The following is a 16,577-nucleotide window of genomic DNA, read 5'->3' as shown; positions in this document are numbered from 1 at the left end:
GGCAGATGTCCCGCACGCAACTGGTGGTCATCGGCAACGGCATGGCGGGCATGCGCACTGTCGAGGAGCTGCTGCAGCTGGCGCCGGATTCCTACGACATCACCGTGATCGGCCGCGAGCCGCACGGCAACTACAACCGGGTCATGCTGTCCCCGGTGCTGGCGGGCGAGAAGCGCTTCGAGGACATCGTCATCCACCCGCGTGAATGGTATGCCGAGCGCGACATCACGCTGCTGGCCGGTCACACCGTGCATGAGGTCGATCGCGTGCGCCGCATCGTGCATACCGACCAGGGTGTGTCCGTGCCCTATGACCGTCTGCTGCTGGCCACCGGTTCGGTACCGTTCATCATTCCCATGCCCGGTCATGATCATCCCGATGTGGTCAGTTTCCGTGATATCGCCGACGTTCAGCGCTTGCTCGGTGCAGCTGCCGGCAAGCCGCGCGTGGCGGTGATCGGTGGCGGCCTGCTGGGCCTGGAGGCCGCCAATGGCCTGGCCGGGCAGGGCGTGGACGTGACCGTTATCCACGATGCCGCCTGGCTGCTCAATCGCCAGCTTGATGCCGAGGCCGCCGGCCTGCTGCGTTCGGCGCTGGAGGCCAAGGGCATCGCCTTCAAGGTGTCGGCGATGAGCGCCTCGATCGAGAGTGATCCTGACACCGGCAAGCTCAAGGGCGTGCACTTCAAGGATGGCAGCTTCCTGGCCTGCGATCTCGTGGTCATGGCGGTCGGCATTCGCCCCAATGTGGCGCTTGCACGTGCCATGGGACTTCAGGTCGACAAGGCCATCCTGGTCAACGACACGTTGCAAACCTTTGATCCGCGCATCTATGCGGTGGGCGAGTGCGTGCAACATCGTGGTGCACTGTTCGGCCTTGTTGCACCGTTGTATGAGCAGGCCAAGGTCTGTGCCAACCATCTTGCCGGCATGGGCATCGGCCGCTTCGTGCAGAAACCGACCGCCACCACGCTCAAGGTCAGCGGTGTCGAGCTGTTCTCGGCCGGTGACTTCAATCATGCCGAGGCCGACATCCTGGTGTTCCGTGACCCGGCTCGCGGCATCTACAAGAAGCTGTGCCTGCACGAGGGCCGCCTGGTGGGAGCCGTGCTTTACGGCGATGCCCGCGAGGGGCCGTGGTACTTCGACCTGATTCGTGCCGGCAGCGATGTCTCGGCATGGCGAGATCAACTCATGTTCGGAAAGGTGGTGGAAGGTGTCGACAATGCCATTGCAGCCTGAGACTCACGGCACACCGGTCGCCCCGGCGGTCGAGCGCATTCCCCTGGTGGCCGCGGCCGGTGACACCGTGCACACCACCTGCGCCTACTGCGGCGTGGGCTGCGGGGTGCTGGCCACGGTCGAGGATGTCGACGCGCGCCAGGTCCGCATTGCCGGCGATGTCGAACATCCGGCCAATCTCGGCCGGCTCTGCTCCAAGGGCTCGTCGCTGGGCGAGACCGTGCATCTCGAAGGGCGACTGCTGCATCCGGAAGTGCATGGCCAGCGCACCAGCTGGGATGACGCGCTGGCCGCCGTGGCGGCCGAGATCCGTCGCGTGCAGGCCGAGCATGGTCGCGATGCCGTCGCCTTCTATGTCTCCGGCCAGTTGCTCACCGAGGACTACTACGTCGCCAACAAGCTCATGAAGGGCTTCCTCGGCAGCGCCAACATCGACACCAACTCGCGTCTGTGCATGTCGTCCAGCGTCGCCGGCCACAAGCGCGCCTTCGGCTCCGACACGGTACCGAACTGCTACGAGGATCTGGAGCTGGCCGATCTCATCGTGCTCACCGGTTCCAACACGGCCTGGTGCCATCCCATCCTGTTCCAGCGCATCAAGGCCGAGAAGCAGCGCCGTCCCGAGCTGCGCGTGGTCAACATCGACCCGCGCGCGACCGCCACCAACGAGATCGCCGACCTGCATCTGGCGCTCAAGCCGGGCAGCGATGTCTGGCTCTTCAACGGCCTGCTGGTGTGGCTGGCGGCGCAGGGGAGCATCGATCACGACTACCTGTCCCGGCACACCAGCGGCTTTGAGGCTGCCCTCGCCGAGGCTGCCGTGACGGCCGGTTCGGTGCTGCAGGTGGCCGAGGCCACCGGGCTGAGCGAGGCGGATGTGCTCACCTTCTATCGCTGGTTCGCGGACACGGCACGCACCATGACCCTGTATTCGCAGGGCGTGAACCAGTCCAGTGCCGGTACCGACAAGGTCAACAGCCTGCTCAACTGCCATCTGGCCACCGGGCGCATCGGCAAGCCCGGCTGCGGTCCGTTCTCGCTCACGGGGCAGCCCAATGCCATGGGCGGACGCGAGGTCGGCGGTCTCGCCAACCAGCTCGCCGCCCACATGGAAATCACCGATCCGCGTCATCGCGATCTGGTGCAGCGCTTCTGGCAGGCCCCGGCCCTGGCGGCTGACAACGGCCTCAAGGCGGTCGACCTGTTCGAGGCCGTGCACAGCGGCCGCATCAAGCTGGTCTGGATCATGGGCACCAATCCGGTGGTGTCGCTGCCGGATGCCGATCGCGTCAAGGCGGCGCTGGCCGGTGCCGAGTGCGTCATCATCTCGGATTGCATCGCCGATACCGACACCAACCGGCTGGCACACATCCGCCTGCCGGCGCGCGGCTGGGGCGAGAAGGACGGCACGGTGACCAATTCCGAGCGTCGCATCTCGCGTCAGCGTGCCTTCCTGCCCGCGCCGGGCGAGGCCATGCCGGACTGGTGGATCATTGCCCGGGTTGGCCAGGCGCTGGGCTTCACCGACGCGTTCGACTTCCGCAGCGCGGCCGCCATCTTTGCCGAACACGCGGCTTTGTCCGGCTTCGAGAACGACGCCGACAGCGTGCGCCGCGACTTTGACATCAGCGCCCTCGCCACGCTCGATGCCGAGGCCTATGACCAGCTGGCGCCGGTGCAGTGGCCGGTACGTCGCGGCCGCCCGGACGGTCAGGCCCGGCTGTTCGCCGACGGCGGCTTCTTCACGGCCGATCGCAAGGCCCGGCTGCTGCCGGTGACGCCACGGGCGCCGCGCAACGCGACCTGTGCCGAATACCCCTTCGTGCTCAACACCGGCCGCATTCGTGACCAGTGGCACACCATGACACGCACCGGATTGACGCCCCGTCTGCTGGCGCACCTGAGCGAGCCTTTCGCCGAGCTGCATCCGGACGACATGGCGGCACAGGGCCTGGTCGATGGTGGTCTGGTCGCCCTGCGCTCGCGCTGGGGTCAGATGCTGGCGCGAGTGCAGGCAGGTGGTGGTCAGCAACGGGGCACAGTTTTTGTGCCCATGCACTGGACTGGGGCGCTCAGCAGCCAGGGCCGGGTGGGTCCGCTGGTCAACCCGGTCACCGACCCGGTGTCGGGACAGCCCGAAAACAAGCATACCCCGGTGGCACTCAGCCCCTGGCAGCCGGCCTGGCAGGGCTTCTGGCTCAATGCCGAGGCGGTTGAGCTGCCTGAGGCCGACTATGCCGTGGCCGTGCGGGGTGACACGGCCTGGCGCTACGAGCTGGCGGGTCTGGAAGCCGCCGATCCTCAGGTGCTGGCGGACCGCTGGCTGCCGGTGACGGATGGCGAATGGTTGGAATATGCAGACTTGGCACGGGGTTTGTATCGCAGGGCTTGTCTGCGAGATGGACGTCTGGTCGGCGTGCTGATGCTGGCGCGTGATGCAGCGGCCCTGCCGGAGCGCGGCTGGCTTGCCAGCCAGATGGGTCAGGTGCTGGATGCCGAGACCCGGCGCGGTCTGCTCTCGGGCCGGCCTGCCGATCCGGCCAGCGATGTCGGGCGCACGGTATGTGCCTGCTTCGGGGTCGGTGAGAAAACCATACGCCGTGCCATCGCGGCCGAAGGCCTGGACAGCGTCGCCGCCATCGGCCGCTGTCTCAAGGCCGGTACCAACTGCGGATCCTGCCAGCCAGAGCTGAAGCAGATTCTAGCCACATGCGGAGAAAGTTCATGAGTCACAAGCAGCGTGTCGTCGTCATCGGTAACGGCATGGTGGGTCACAAGTTCCTTGAGCAGCTTGTTGCCGACAGCGCCGGTTTTGCCGGCATTGATGTCACCGTGCTCGCCGAGGAACCGCGTGCGGCCTACGATCGCGTCTACCTGTCGGCCTATTTCAGCGGCAAGACCGCCGAGGACCTGAGCCTGGTCAAGGGCGACTTCTTCGCTGACGCCGGCATCTATCTGCATCTGAACACCCGCGCCGTCGCCATTCACCGCGACACCCGCGAAGTCGAGGTCGCCGGTGGCGAGCGCGTGCCTTACGACAAGCTGGTGCTGGCCACCGGCTCCTATCCCTTCGTGCCGCCGCTGCCAGGCAAGGATCGCGAGCACTGCCTGGTCTACCGCACCATCGAGGATCTGGAAGCCATCAAGGCCGGTGCGGCCGTGTCCAAGGTCGGTGTCGTCGTCGGTGGCGGCCTGCTCGGTCTGGAGGCTGCCAAGGCCCTGCGTGACCTCGGCCTGGAAACCCATGTCGTCGAGTTCGCGCCGCGCCTGATGGCGGTGCAGGTCGATGATGGCGGCGGTCGCCTGCTGCGCAAGAAGATCGAGGATCTGGGCGTCAAGGTGCATACCGGCAAGAACACCCGCGAGATCGTCGACGGCATGACCGGTCGTCATGCCATGAACTTCGTCGACGGCAGCAGCCTAGAAACCGACCTCATCCTGTTCTCCGCCGGCATCCGTCCGCGTGACGAGCTGGCGCGCCAGTGCGGGCTGGGTATGGGCGAGCGCGGCGGCATCATCATCAATGACCAGTGCCAGACCTCGGACCCGGACATCTATGCCATTGGCGAGTGCGCGCTCTGGAGCGGTCGCATCTACGGTCTGGTGGCCCCGGGCTACCAGATGGCGCAGGCAGCGGCCGACCACATCACCGGCCGTGCCCAGACCCTGTTCCAGGGTGCCGACATGTCGACCAAGCTCAAGCTCATGGGCGTCGACGTCGCCTCCATCGGTGATGCCCACGGCAGCACGCCGGGCGCGCTGTCCTACACCTGGGTCGATGACGTCGCCGAAACCTACAAGAAGCTGGTGGTTTCCGCTGACAGGAAGCATCTGCTGGGTGCCGTGCTGGTGGGCGAGGCCGAGGCCTACGGCACGCTGCTGCAGCTCATGCTCAACAAGATGGAGCTGCCGGCAAATCCGGAAAGCTTCATCCTGCCGGCCAGCGAAGGCGGAGCCCCGGCACTGGGCGCCGACGCGCTGCCGGACACGGCGCAGATCTGCTCCTGCAACAGCGTCAGCAAGGGCGCCATCTGCAGCACGATTGCCGCCGGCACCTGCGACCTCGGCGAGCTCAAGGCCATCACCAAGGCCGGCACCTCCTGTGGCGGCTGCACCGCGCTGGTCGGCCAGATTCTCAAGAGCGAGCTGGCCAAGCAGGGCATCGAGGTCAAGAAGGATCTCTGCGAGCACTTCGCCTACTCGCGCCAGGAGCTGTTCCACCTGATCAAGGTCGAGAAGATCACCACCTTCGACGAGCTGCTGGAAAAGCATGGCAAGGGTGACGGCTGCGACATCTGCAAGCCGACCACGGCGTCCATCCTGGCCTCGACCTGGAACGACCACATCCTCAAGCCGGAGCTCGCCGGTCTGCAGGACACCAACGACTACTACCTCGGCAACCTGCAGAAGGACGGCACCTACTCGGTGGTGCCGCGCATGGCCGGTGGCGAAGTCACGCCCGACGGCCTCATCGCCGTCGGCACCGTGGCCAAGAAGTACGGCCTCTACACCAAGATCACCGGCGGTCAGCGCGTCGACCTGTTCGGCGCCCGCGTCGAGCAGCTGCCCTCGATCTGGGAAGAGCTGGTGGCTGCCGGCTTCGAGACCGGTCATGCCTACGGCAAGTCGCTGCGCACGGTGAAGTCCTGCGTCGGCTCGACCTGGTGCCGTTACGGCGTCGGCGATTCGGTCGGCCTCGCCGTGCGCCTGGAGAACCGCTACAAGGGCCTGCGCTCGCCGCACAAGATCAAGTTCGGCGTGTCCGGTTGCACCCGCGAGTGCGCCGAAGCGCAGGGCAAGGACATCGGCGTGATCGCCACCGAGCGCGGCTGGAACCTCTATGTCTGCGGCAACGGCGGCATGCGTCCGCGCCATGCCGAGCTCTTTGCCAGCGACCTCGACGAGGCGACCCTGGTCAAGTACATCGACCGCGTGCTGATGTTCTACGTGCGCACCGCCGACCGTCTGCAGCGCACCAGCGTCTGGCGCGAGAACCTGGAGGGTGGTCTCGACTACCTGAAGCAGGTCGTGATCGAGGATTCGCTGGGTCTGGCCGCCGAGCTGGAGGCCGACATGCAGCACGTCGCCGACACCTACCAGTGCGAGTGGAAGACCGCCGTGGAAACGCCGGAAGTGCGTGCCCGCTTTGCCAGCTTCATCAACAGCGATGCCCGCGACGACAACATCGTCTTCGTCGAGGAGCGCGGCCAGATCCGTCCGGCCACGGCCAGCGAAAAGCGCGCCGACCTGATCGACACCGTGACGGTGTGAGGAGAGAGACCATGAGTGAATTCGTCACCATCTGCGCCGCCGAGCGCCTCATCACCGGGGTCGGCGTTGCCGCCCTGGTCAACGGCCAGCAGGTTGCCGTGTTCCGTCTCCGTGACGGCTCGCTGCACGCGGTCGGCAACCATGATCCGTTCTCGGGCGCCAACGTGATCTCGCGCGGGCTGGTCGGCAGCCTGGAGGGTCGCCAGGTGGTCGCCTCGCCGGTCTACAAGCAGCACTTCGATCTGCTCACCGGGGCCTGCCTGGAGGATGCCGGCGTGTCGATCCCGGTGCATGCCGTGCGCGAGCAGGACGGCATGATCCAGGTCGCCGTCACCCAGGCGGCTCGCGCCGCCTGAGTCATCCCGGCCCTTTCCGTCAGCGCATCCAGGCTGAAAACGACAACGCCCGTCAGGCCATCGCGGTCTGACGGGCGTTGTCGTTCAGGGCTCAGGGCAGCAGGCTGGTTGCCGGCGCGACAGCGGCCTGGTCACGTGCCTTGCGCGCGGCATCCAGTGCATCGGCGAGCTGATAGGCCGCCATGGCGTAGAGGATGCTGCGGTTGTAGGTCGTGATGACATAGAAGTTGTTCAGTGCCAGCCAGAACTCGCCGCCGTTGGCGCCTTGCAGGCGCAGACCGGATGCCGGCGTGGTGGCCGCCATGGCCAGCGCGTCGCGAGGCTGCAGACCCTGCTTCGCCAGCTGCTCCAGCGTCGACGTGGTCTTCAGCTCGGTGCTGGTGGCCTTGTCGTAGTCATTGCCGCTGATGCGCGCACGCACCGTCACCGGCTCGCCGGCACGCCAGCCGTTGGCCTTGAAGTAGTTGGCGATGGAGCCGATGGCATCGACCGGGTTGTTGAGCAGATCGATGCGGCCGTCACCATCGAAGTCGATGGCTAGACGACGCCAGCTTGACGGCATGAATTGCGGGAAGCCCATGGCACCGGCATAGGAGCCGACCGTGTTGAGCGGATCGAGTCCGTTCTGCTTGCTGAGCACCAGGAACTCGCGCAGTTCGCGGCGGAAGAAGGGCGCGCGCGGCGGGTAGTCCAGGCCCAGCGTGGCCAGGGCCTCGATGACCTTCCAGCTGCCCTTGTTGCCGCCGTACTTGGTCTCGACGCCGATGATGGCCACGATCTGGCTGGCCGGCACGCCGAACTGCTGCTCGGCACGTGCCAGGGCATCACGGTGCTGGTCCCAGAACACGAGGCCGTCGCGAACACGGGTCTCGGTCATGAAGATGGGCCGGTAGTCGCGCCACTCCTTGCTCTTCTCGGCGGGACGGGCGATCAGCTCGAGAATCCTGTCCTGACGCTTCACCTGCTGGAACAGGCCCTGCAGCTCGCCGGGAGCGTAGATCTTCTCGGATTCGAGCTGGGCGATCATCGCGGTCAGCTCCTCGTACTGGCTGAAGTCCTGGGCCTGTACGCCGGTGGCCAGCAGGGACAGGGCAGCAATGCCTGCCGTGCGCATCTTCTTGAACATGAATGACTCCTGGGGTCAGCCCATCAGCTTGCGATGGGCCTGGATGGACATGAGCACGCCGAAGCCGGACATCAGGGTGATGATGGCGGTGCCGCCATAGCTGATGAAGGGCAGCGGCACGCCCACCACGGGAAGAATGCCGCTGACCATGCCTGCGTTGACAAAGACGTAGACAAAGAACGACAGCGTGATGGCGCCGGCCAGCAGGCGGGCATAGGCGGTCTGGGCCTGGGTGGCGATCTGGAAGGCGCGCACCAGGATGGCCAGGTAGAGGCCGATCAGCACCAGCACGCCGATGTAGCCGAACTCCTCGGAGTAGGCGGCGATGATGAAGTCGGTGTGACCTTCCGGCAGGAAGTGCAGGTGTGACTGCGAGCCGTCCATCCAGCCCTTGCCGAACAGGCCGCCGGAGCCGATGGCGGTTTTCGACTGGATGATGTTCCAGCCGTTGCCGAGCGGATCGGACTCGGGATCGAACAGGGTCAGGATGCGGCGGCGCTGGTAGTCATGCAGGAAATGCCAGGCAAACGGCGCGATGGCGGCGAAGGCGCCCGCCATGTAGCCCATCAGTCGCCAGGGCAGGCCGGCCAGGAAGAGCACGAAGAAGCCGCTGGCAAAGACCAGGATGCTGGTGCCGAGATCGGGCTGCTCGGCGACCAGGCCGGCCGGAAGCAGGATCAGCATCAGGCAGACCGCTATGTCCTTGAGCTTCATGGGCTGTGCCTTCTGCGACAGGTACCAGGCCGTCATCATCGGCATCGCCAGCTTGAGGAACTCCGAGGGCTGCACGCTGGTGACGCCGGGAATGGTCAGCCAGCGCTGGGCGCCCATGCGCACCTCGCCGAACAGCGCCACGCCGATCAGCAGCAGGACCCCGAAGCCGTAGAACCAGGGCGAGATGTAGGCATAGGTGTTGGGCGGGATGCGAGCGAACACAAGCAGCACGATCAGGCCGATGAAGAAGCTGCTGGCCTGCTTCAGGGTCATGGCGGCATCCGCCCCGCTGGCGCTGTAGAGCGCGATCAGGCCGATGCTGATGGCGATCGCGAGCAGGGTGAACAGTGCCGGGTCCAGACGCAGCATGCCCCAGATGTCGGCGCGCTTGTGGAACTCGGCACCACTGAGCGGGGCATGGCGGAGAAATCGGTTCTGCTGTTCCTTCATCACTCGCCACCCTCGGCTTCGCTGTCGTGCACCGGGGCAGGCGCCACGATGCCATTGATCTCGTAGTCGAACAGGGCCTTGGCAATGGGGCCGGCCGCCGTGCTGCCGTGCTTGCCGTTCTCCACCAGCACGGCCACCGCGATGCGCGGGTTCACCACCGGCGCGAAGCCCATGAACCAGGCATGGTCCCAGTGCCGGGGGTCAAGCCGGGACTCGTCGTACTTCTCGTTCTGCTTGATGCCCTTGACCTGCGCGGTACCGGTCTTGCCGGCGATGTCGTAGTTGACCAGGCCGCGCTGCAGGCCGGTGGCCGTGCCGCTGCCGTGCACGACGCGGCGCATGGCCTCGTGCATGCGGTCCCAGTCGGCCGGGTCGCCGTTGTAGCGGATCATGTCGTTGCCTTGCGGGGCGGGCTGCACGGCCTTGGCGCCGGTGCTGCTCTTCAGCAGCACCGGACGGATCTTGTGGCCCTTGTTGGCGATGATCGCGGTGGACAGCGCGATCTGCAGCGGCGAGGCGGTGAAATAGCCCTGGCCGATGCCCACCGACATCATTTCGCCACGATACCAGGGCGCGCCCAGGCGCTTGCGCTTCCAGGCCACCGAGGGCAGGGTGCCGGTCTTCTCGTTGACCAGGTCGATGCCGGTCTTGTGGCCGAAGCCGAACTCGGACATCCAGTCGTGGAAACGATCCACGCCCATGCGGTCCGAGAGCAGATAGAAATAGGTGTCGCAGGAGATCTCGATGGCGCGATACAGGTCAACGATGCCGTGGCCCTGCTTCTTCCAGTCACGGAAGCGGTGGTTGACGCCGGGCAGCATGAAGAAGCCCGGGTCGGCGATGCGGTATTCCCAGTTGGTCAGGCCGTAGTGCAAGCCGCCCAGACCCTCGTGCGGCTTGATGGTCGAACCGGGCGGGTAGATGCCCTGCAGGGCACGGTTGTAGAGCGGGCGGTCCTCGTGATCACGCAGGCCCTTGTAGAGGGGCGTGGGAATGCCGCCGACGAACAGGTTGGGATCGAAGCCGGGGTTGCTGACGAAGGCGAGCACGCCGCCGTTGCGCGGATCGATCGCGACAATCGCGCCACGGCGTCCGGCGAGCTGCTCATGCGCGATCTGTTGCAGCTTGCTGTCCAGGTGCAGCGTCAGGTCGGCACCGCGCACCGGCGGCGTGCGCTTGAGCACGCGGATCTGCTTGCCGTAGGCATTGGTCTCGACATGCTGGTAGCCGACCTCGCCGTGCAGGGCCTGCTCGTAGAACTTCTCGATGCCGAGCTTGCCGATCAGGTGGGTGCCGGCGTAGGCCGCCGGGTCCAGGGTTTTCTGCTCCTGTTCGGAGATGCGCGAGACATAGCCGATGACGTGCGCGAACAGCTCGCCCTGCGGGTAGTAGCGCGAGATCTCGATTTCGGCATTGACGCCGGGGAAGGCGTAGCGGACCTCGGAGAAAGTCGCCAGATCCTCCTCGCTGAGGCGGCTGCGGATGATCACCGGCTCGTAGCGACGGGCGATGCGCAGGCGCTTCTGGAAGCGCTCCACCTCTTCCTCGGTGAGGCCGAGAATGGGGGTCAGGCGCCGGATCAGGTCATCCAGATCGCCGGCCTGCTGGCGGTTCACCACCAGCGTGAAGACCGGGCGGTTGTCGGCCAGCAGCACGCCGTTGCGGTCGTAGATGAAGCCGCGCGGCGGCGCGATGGCCTCGAGCTGGATGCGGTTGTTCTCCGACTGCGTGACGTACTGCTCGTGCTGGAACAGCTGCAGCCAGCCATAGCGCAGCAGCAGCAGCCCGAGCGCGACCAGCACGAATCCGCCGGCAAAGGTGGCACGCTGGCGGAACAGCTCGATGTCTTGCTGCTGGTCCTTCAGCGTCAGTCGGGAGGGCTGCTTGTTGAGTGGGTTCATGGCTCAGCGGTGATAGGGATGACCCTTCAGCAAGGTCCAGGCGCGATAGAGCTGCTCGGCCAGCAGAACCCGCACCAGCGGATGCGGCAGGGTCAGCGGCGACAGCGACCATTGCTGATCGGCGCGCGCAACGGCGGCAGGCGACAGGCCCTCCGGCCCGCCAATCAGCAGGCTGATATTACGGCCTTCCTGCAGCCAGCGGCCAAGCATTTCTGACAATTCCTCGGTGCTCAGCGAGCGGCCGCCGACATTGAGCGCAATAACCCGGTCGCCGTTGCCGATGGCCGCGAGCTGGGCCTCGCCTTCCTTCTCGGTGAGACGAACCAGATCAACCTGCTTGCCACGCTTGCCGGCAGGAATTTCCACCAGCTCCAGACGGACATCGTCGGTCAGGCGCTTGGCGTAATCCTCGTAGCCCTCGGAGATCCAGGAGGGCATGCGGGTGCCGACGGCGAGCAGGCGTATCTTCAAGGAGGGTCAGTTCGCCTGGGTCGAGCTGGCAGCGCCCTGGGCGGTCCAGAGCTTCTCGAGGTCGTAGAACACGCGGGTGGCGGGCAGCATGACGTGCACGATGACGCCGGCGAGGTCGATCAGCACCCATTCACCTTCGCGTTCGCCTTCGATGCCGACCGGCATGAAGCCGGCGGCCTTGGCCTTGACCTGGACCTCGTCGGCCAGAGCCTTGACGTGGCGGGTGGAGGTGCCGCTGGCGATGATCATGAGGTCAGCCAGGCTGGTCAGGGGGCGCACATCCAGGGTCGTGACCTGCTGCGCCTTGAGGTCGGCGAGAGCGTTGAGTGCGGTGTCGTAGAGGCGTTGGGTGTCGGCGTCGAGAGCGTTCATGGGTTCGCTGGGGTCTCCGGTGGGCGGTACAGGCCGTGGTGATCAATATAGTCCTGAACAGCGGGGGCGAGCCAGTCGGCCACGGGTTCACGGGTGTGCAGGGCAAGGCGCAGGATGCTGCTGGAAATCGGCCAGGGCGGTGTCGTCAGCGTCAGGATGCGCCCCGACGGCGCGCATTGTAGCAGCTTTGGCTGATCGGTTTGGCGTGCCGACCACCAGTCTGCCAGTGCCATCGGCAGCGGCTGCTCATGGCCGGGGCGGGTGGCCACCACCAGATGGGCGACCTCGGTGAGGCGGTCCCAGTCGCGCCAGGCCGGCAGGGTCTGCAGGCTGTCGCGACCGATGAGGAAGGCCAGCGGCTGCTCGGGGCCGATGCGCCGGCGCCAGCGCCGCAGGGTGTCGATGGTGTAGCTGGGTGGCGGCGCCTCCAGCTCCTCCAGTGACAGCTGCCAGCCGCACGCGGCCATGCTGGCCAGCTGCAGTCGCAGCATCTCGCCGCGGTCGGCGGCGGAGGTGCCCGGCGTGTCCTTCAGCGGCGAGCGGGCGGCCGGCAGCCAGACCACGGTATCGGCTGCCAGCGCCTGCTGCGCCGCCCGTGCCGTCTCGACATGGCCGAGATGCACGGGATCGAAGGAGCCGCCGAAGAGCAGGATCACGCGTGCTTACTGGCGGATCTGGCCGTCACCCAGCACCACCCACTTCTGCGATGTCAGGCCGAGCAGGCCGACCGGGCCGCGGGCGTGGATCTTGTCGGTGGAGATGCCGATCTCGGCACCCAGCCCGTACTCGAAGCCGTCGGCGAAACGCGTCGAGGCATTGACCATGACCGAGCTGGAGTCGACTTCGGCGAGGAAGCGGCGGGCGCGGCCGTAGTCCTCGGTGACGATGGCGTCGGTATGGTGCGAGCCGTAGTGGTTGATGTGCGTGATCGCCTCGTCGAGCCCGTCGACGACCTTGATGGCCAGCACCGGTGCCAGGTACTCGGTGAACCAGTCTTCTTCGGTGGCCGCGATCACGTCGTCAACGAGGGCGCGCGTGCGTTCGCAGCCGCGCAGCTCGACGCCCTTGTCGCGGTAGGCGGCAGCCAGCCCGGGCAGCAGCGCTGCCGCCACCGGGGCATCGACCAGCAGCGTTTCCATGGCGTTGCAGACGCCATAGCGATGGGTCTTGGCGTTGATGGCAATGCGCTCGGCCTTGACCGGATCGGCGGCGCGGTCGAGAAAGACATGGCAGTTGCCGTCGAGGTGCTTGATCACCGGCACCCGGGCTTCGCGGCTGATGCGTTCGATCAGGCCCTTGCCACCGCGCGGCACGATGACATCAACGAATTCCGGCATGGTGATCAGCAGGCCGACGGCGGCCCGGTCGGTGGTGTCGACGACCTGGACCACGGCTGCCGGCAGGCCGGCCGCCTCGAGACCGGCACGGATGCCGGCGGCGATGGCCTGGTTGCTGTGCAGGGCTTCGCTGCCGCCACGCAGGATGGTGGCATTGCCCGACTTCAGGCACAGCGCGGCGGCCTCCAGGGTCACGTTGGGGCGCGACTCGTAGATGATGCCGATGACGCCCAGCGGCACCCGCATCTTGCCTAGCTGGATGCCGGACGGACGATAGCTGAAATCGCTCATCTCGCCGACCGGGTCGGGCAGGGCGATGACCTGCTGCAGGCCGTCAAGCATGCCGGCGAAGCGCTTGGCATCAAGTGCCAGGCGGTCGAGCAGGGCGTCCTCGAGGCCGTTGGCACGGCCGGCTTCGAGGTCGCGGGCGTTGGCGGCGAGAATCTCGCTTTCACGCGCCTGCAAAGCATGGTAAATGGCTAGCAGGGCGGCATTTTTCGTGCTGGTGCTGGCGCGGGCAATGACCCGGGATGCCTGGCGCGCGGCGCTGCCCAGGGTATGCATGTACGCAGTGATGTCCATGCGGACGACTCCAACGGAATGGCGAAAACCTGTGCATTATAGCGATGTCCTGTGGCCGATGAGGCAATGGCGTGACTGATGGCGTGAAATCGTGGCGCGCGCCGCTGCTGGCGACGGCGGTCCTGTTGCTGGCCGGCTGCAGCCTGCTGCCGTCATGGCGCTCCGCCGACCTGCCGGTGGCCTTGCCGGCCAGCTGGAGCGGTGATCTTTCCTGCCCGGGCTGCACGGCCCAGGTCGCGCGGCTGACCCTGCTGCCGGACGGCCGCTTCTACCGCACCGACCGCTTTTCCGGTACCGCGCCGCAGGGGCGTGACGAGCTCTTCGGCCGGGATGGCCAGTGGACCTGGCAGCCCGGTTCGCGCCGGCTGATCCTGCACACCCCGGGTCTTTCCCCGCGCTATTTCCGCTGGCATGACGGCGCCTGGCAGTTGCTGGGGCAGGATGGCGAGCCGCTGCGCTCGATCAAGGACTACCTGCTGACGCGCGAGAATCCGCCGCGCTGGGCGCTGCGCGAGGAGCCCGAGCGTGACGATGCCGATGTCATGAACTGGATAACGGCCTGTGCGCTGGATACCTCGTGGTGGCTGCGGCCACCGGCGCTGCTGGCGGAATCACGCCCGCTGCTGACGGCGCCGGATGTGCTCGGTCCGGTGCTGCCGGTGGCGCCGGTACGCGACAGCCGCTGCCACGCGGTGCCGCCCATGCAGCCGCTGCTCGAGACCACCTGGCGGGTGCATCAGCTGGGCACGCAGCCTGTCGAGCGTCGCGGTGTGCAGGAGCAGGCCTGGTTGCGTCTGCGCCAGGATGGACGCGTGCAGGGACATACCGGCTGCAATCGTCTGCATGGCCGCTTCCTGCGTCAGCATGACCAGCTGCAGTTCAGCCGCCTGGGCATGACCCGCATGAGTTGCCGGGGCAGTGCCGCCGTGCAGGAGCAGGCGCTGGTGGAGTCGTTGAAGTTGACAATGCGCTACCAGGTCAGTGGCCAGACCCTGGAGCTGCTGGACAGTCAGTCGCATGTGCTGACGCGTCTTCAGGTGCAGGAAATGCCCTAGATGGCAATGCTGCCGGCATGACTGCCGGTGGCTCAGGCGCGTCCGCTGAACAGCGGGCGTCCCGCCATGGCGAGGCCGAAGCGCAGCAGGGCATCCCAGGCACGTTCGCCGGACTGGCCCTTGATGGCCTTGTCGACGTCCACCAGTCCGCTGCTCAGCCGCTGCAGCCGCGTCAGTGACAGCCGGCGCAAGGCCTGCTGGGCCGGACCCTGGCGGCGTGACCAGAAACCGAACTGGCCCAGTGCCTCGGGGCTGACCTGTCGACGCCCCTGCTGCTGCGCCTGTTCGGCAGCCAGTGTCAGCGCGCGCAGGTCTTTCTGCAGAGCCCACAGCACCACGGATTCAGCCTGGCCTTCGCGCTCCAGGCCGAGCAGCAGGCGTGCCGTGCGACTGGCATCGCCGGCCAGGATGGCGTCAGCCAGATCGAAGACCGAATAGCGCGCGCTGTCGCTGACCAGGCGAGCGACGGCATCAATGTCGATGTCCTCGCCGTCGTGCAGCAGGCGCAGCTTTTCCAGGGTCTGGCTGGCGGCCAGCAGATTGCCTTCGGTGCGGTCGGCGAGCAGTTGCAAGGCATCCGGCTGCAGGCGCAGGCCGAGCTGGCGCGCACGTTGCTGCAGCCAGTCCGGTAGCTGCGCGGCGTCAACCCCTGCCAGCATGACGAGCACGCCGTGTTCATCAAGCTGGGTCAGCCATTTCGCCTTCTGGGCACTGGCATCCAGCTTGGGCAGCACCAGCACCAGCACTGTGTCTTCCGGCGGGCGTGCCGCCCATTCGACCAGGGCGGCCGTGGCGCCGGCGTCGGGCTTGTTCGGAAAGCGCAGCTCGACCAGCTTGCGCTCGGCAAACAGTGACAGCGCCTGGCTGTCACCGAGCCACGACGACCAGTCGAAACCACGGTCGACATGATGCCGTTCGCGCTCGCCGAAGCCCTGCCGGGTGGCGGCAGCGCGAATGGCATCATGGCATTCCAGCACCAGCAGGGGTTCGTCGCCGCTGATCACCCAGAGCGGGCGCAGGGGCTCTGCCAGCAGACGCGCGAGCTGCTCCGGGCGACATCTCATGGCGGCGGCCGTCTCAGGGGGCTGCCGGGCTGAAGCGTTCCGGCGCTGCGGGTGCCTGTGTGCTGGTGACCGGTGCCGCTGCGTCAGACGCCGGCATGTCCGGGGTAAGCTGGCTGCTCTGCACCCGTGCCAGGCGCGACAGGATCTGGGCCACGGCCTGCTGGCGCAGTTCGTCGATGAGGGTGTTCTCTTCCTCGTACTTGCCGACGATGCGGGTGTTGTCGAACTGGTAGGTGCGGCGCAGACGGATGCTGCGCACCGGCTCGGCGGCGATGCCGCTGGCATGGCGCAGCTGGTAGTCGAGCTCGTAGAACAGGGTGTATTCAGCGGCCTTGGCGCGGCTGTCGATGGTGCTGGTCTGGCGGTTGATGCGCTCCTGCTCGACATGCAGGTGCAGCGGCGCCTCGCTGGCCACGCGGCCGCCAGCGCGCTGGATGGCGGCGCTCAGGTCACGCTCCAGCGTGCCCTTGGCCATGTCCAGCACCACCGGGTTGAGTACCGCCGGCAGCTGGTACTGGCCACGCAGCTGGAAGCCGCAGGCCGACAGTGACAGGCAGGTGAGTGCCACGGTAATCCAACGCAAAGAACCACGCATGCCTTATCCCCTCGACGGCCCGGACCCTGATGGTCCGGACGG

14 protein-coding genes are annotated in these 16,577 nt (G+C 66.7%); 5 read left to right on the top strand and 9 right to left on the bottom strand.

Features of this window, described 5'->3' with window-relative positions; translation table 11 throughout:
- Positions 1 to 5: 5 nt before the first annotated feature.
- Genes F595_RS12020 through nirD form a run of 4 tightly spaced genes read left to right on the top strand, consistent with a single transcriptional unit; the run spans position 6 to position 6,868 of the window.
- Positions 6 to 1,241, top strand: a complete 1,236-nt coding sequence (locus tag F595_RS12020; protein WP_022954875.1) for an NAD(P)/FAD-dependent oxidoreductase — start codon at positions 6 to 8, stop codon at positions 1,239 to 1,241.
- Positions 1,225 to 3,969 (top strand): nitrate reductase, encoded by a 2,745-nt coding sequence (locus tag F595_RS0100350; RefSeq protein WP_022954874.1) that lies wholly within the window; start codon positions 1,225 to 1,227, stop codon positions 3,967 to 3,969. The genes F595_RS12020 and F595_RS0100350 overlap by 17 nt, the downstream gene beginning before the upstream one ends.
- A complete protein-coding gene (gene nirB / locus F595_RS0100345) occupies positions 3,966 to 6,512 on the top strand; it encodes a nitrite reductase large subunit NirB (protein ID WP_022954873.1) in 2,547 nt (848 codons plus the stop codon). The genes F595_RS0100350 and nirB overlap by 4 nt, the downstream gene beginning before the upstream one ends.
- Positions 6,513 to 6,523: 11 nt before the next feature.
- The gene (gene nirD / locus F595_RS0100340) at positions 6,524 to 6,868 is read left to right on the top strand and encodes a nitrite reductase small subunit NirD (RefSeq protein WP_022954872.1); all 345 of its coding nucleotides are present in this window, start codon (positions 6,524 to 6,526) and stop codon (positions 6,866 to 6,868) included.
- Between the two features lie 91 nt (positions 6,869 to 6,959).
- Here the strand turns inward: nirD and mltB are convergent, their stop codons facing one another.
- Genes mltB through F595_RS0100305 form a run of 7 tightly spaced genes read right to left on the bottom strand, consistent with a single transcriptional unit; the run spans position 6,960 to position 13,821 of the window.
- Complete coding sequence (gene mltB, locus F595_RS12015; RefSeq protein ID WP_022954871.1) at positions 6,960 to 7,994, bottom strand: lytic murein transglycosylase B; 1,035 nt, start codon at positions 7,992 to 7,994, stop codon at positions 6,960 to 6,962.
- A gap of 15 nt (positions 7,995 to 8,009) precedes the next feature.
- Positions 8,010 to 9,158, bottom strand: coding sequence for a rod shape-determining protein RodA (gene rodA, locus F595_RS0100330; RefSeq protein ID WP_022954870.1), 1,149 nt, complete (start codon positions 9,156 to 9,158; stop codon positions 8,010 to 8,012).
- Positions 9,158 to 11,059 carry a penicillin-binding protein 2 gene (gene mrdA, locus F595_RS12010; protein WP_022954869.1) on the bottom strand — a complete coding sequence of 634 codons (1,902 nt, stop codon included), beginning with the start codon at positions 11,057 to 11,059 and terminating at the stop codon, positions 9,158 to 9,160. Before mrdA ends, rodA begins: the two co-directional genes overlap by 1 nt.
- Before the next feature lie 3 nt (positions 11,060 to 11,062).
- The gene (rlmH, locus tag F595_RS0100320; protein WP_022954868.1) at positions 11,063 to 11,530 is read right to left on the bottom strand and encodes a 23S rRNA (pseudouridine(1915)-N(3))-methyltransferase RlmH; all 468 of its coding nucleotides are present in this window, start codon (positions 11,528 to 11,530) and stop codon (positions 11,063 to 11,065) included.
- A 6-nt stretch (positions 11,531 to 11,536) separates the two neighbouring features.
- The gene (rsfS, locus tag F595_RS0100315) at positions 11,537 to 11,902 is read right to left on the bottom strand and encodes a ribosome silencing factor (RefSeq protein ID WP_022954867.1); all 366 of its coding nucleotides are present in this window, start codon (positions 11,900 to 11,902) and stop codon (positions 11,537 to 11,539) included.
- Positions 11,899 to 12,558 carry a nicotinate-nucleotide adenylyltransferase gene (nadD, locus tag F595_RS0100310; RefSeq protein WP_022954866.1) on the bottom strand — a complete coding sequence of 220 codons (660 nt, stop codon included), beginning with the start codon at positions 12,556 to 12,558 and terminating at the stop codon, positions 11,899 to 11,901. Before nadD ends, rsfS begins: the two co-directional genes overlap by 4 nt.
- A gap of 6 nt (positions 12,559 to 12,564) precedes the next feature.
- A complete protein-coding gene (locus F595_RS0100305) occupies positions 12,565 to 13,821 on the bottom strand; it encodes a glutamate-5-semialdehyde dehydrogenase (protein ID WP_022954865.1) in 1,257 nt (418 codons plus the stop codon).
- A gap of 71 nt (positions 13,822 to 13,892) precedes the next feature.
- Between F595_RS0100305 and F595_RS0100300 the strand changes: the two genes are divergently transcribed.
- Positions 13,893 to 14,876: an META domain-containing protein gene (locus F595_RS0100300; protein WP_022954864.1), complete on the top strand. Its 984-nt coding sequence runs from the start codon at positions 13,893 to 13,895 to the stop codon at positions 14,874 to 14,876.
- Positions 14,877 to 14,908: 32 nt separating this feature from the next.
- Here the strand turns inward: F595_RS0100300 and holA are convergent, their stop codons facing one another.
- Positions 14,909 to 15,940, bottom strand: a complete 1,032-nt coding sequence (holA, locus tag F595_RS0100295) for a DNA polymerase III subunit delta (protein WP_022954863.1) — start codon at positions 15,938 to 15,940, stop codon at positions 14,909 to 14,911.
- Between the two features lie 13 nt (positions 15,941 to 15,953).
- On the bottom strand, positions 15,954 to 16,535 hold the full coding sequence (locus F595_RS0100290; RefSeq protein ID WP_022954862.1) for an LPS-assembly lipoprotein LptE: 582 nt from the start codon (positions 16,533 to 16,535) through the stop codon (positions 15,954 to 15,956).
- Positions 16,536 to 16,577: the final 42 nt, after the last annotated feature.

The organism is Perlucidibaca piscinae DSM 21586, assembly GCF_000420045.1.
Taxonomy (GTDB): domain Bacteria; phylum Pseudomonadota; class Gammaproteobacteria; order Pseudomonadales; family Moraxellaceae; genus Perlucidibaca; species Perlucidibaca piscinae.
This window is presented reverse-complemented; position numbering and strand designations above follow the sequence as displayed.

What these genes read in the sequence shown, in the direction of transcription:
- holA (WP_022954863.1), bottom strand. Translation starts at nt 15,940, where the DNA reads ATGAGATGTCGCCCGGAGCAGCTCGCGCGTCTGCTGGCAGAGCCCCTG.
- F595_RS12020 (WP_022954875.1), top strand. Translation starts at nt 6, where the DNA reads ATGTCCCGCACGCAACTGGTGGTCATCGGCAACGGCATGGCGGGCATG.
- mltB (WP_022954871.1), bottom strand. Translation starts at nt 7,994, where the DNA reads ATGTTCAAGAAGATGCGCACGGCAGGCATTGCTGCCCTGTCCCTGCTG.
- rsfS (WP_022954867.1), bottom strand. Translation starts at nt 11,902, where the DNA reads ATGAACGCTCTCGACGCCGACACCCAACGCCTCTACGACACCGCACTC.
- rodA (WP_022954870.1), bottom strand. Translation starts at nt 9,158, where the DNA reads ATGAAGGAACAGCAGAACCGATTTCTCCGCCATGCCCCGCTCAGTGGT.
- F595_RS0100305 (WP_022954865.1), bottom strand. Translation starts at nt 13,821, where the DNA reads ATGGACATCACTGCGTACATGCATACCCTGGGCAGCGCCGCGCGCCAG.
- nirD (WP_022954872.1), top strand. Translation starts at nt 6,524, where the DNA reads ATGAGTGAATTCGTCACCATCTGCGCCGCCGAGCGCCTCATCACCGGG.
- F595_RS0100290 (WP_022954862.1), bottom strand. Translation starts at nt 16,535, where the DNA reads ATGCGTGGTTCTTTGCGTTGGATTACCGTGGCACTCACCTGCCTGTCA.
- F595_RS0100350 (WP_022954874.1), top strand. Translation starts at nt 1,225, where the DNA reads ATGCCATTGCAGCCTGAGACTCACGGCACACCGGTCGCCCCGGCGGTC.
- nirB (WP_022954873.1), top strand. Translation starts at nt 3,966, where the DNA reads ATGAGTCACAAGCAGCGTGTCGTCGTCATCGGTAACGGCATGGTGGGT.
- mrdA (WP_022954869.1), bottom strand. Translation starts at nt 11,059, where the DNA reads ATGAACCCACTCAACAAGCAGCCCTCCCGACTGACGCTGAAGGACCAG.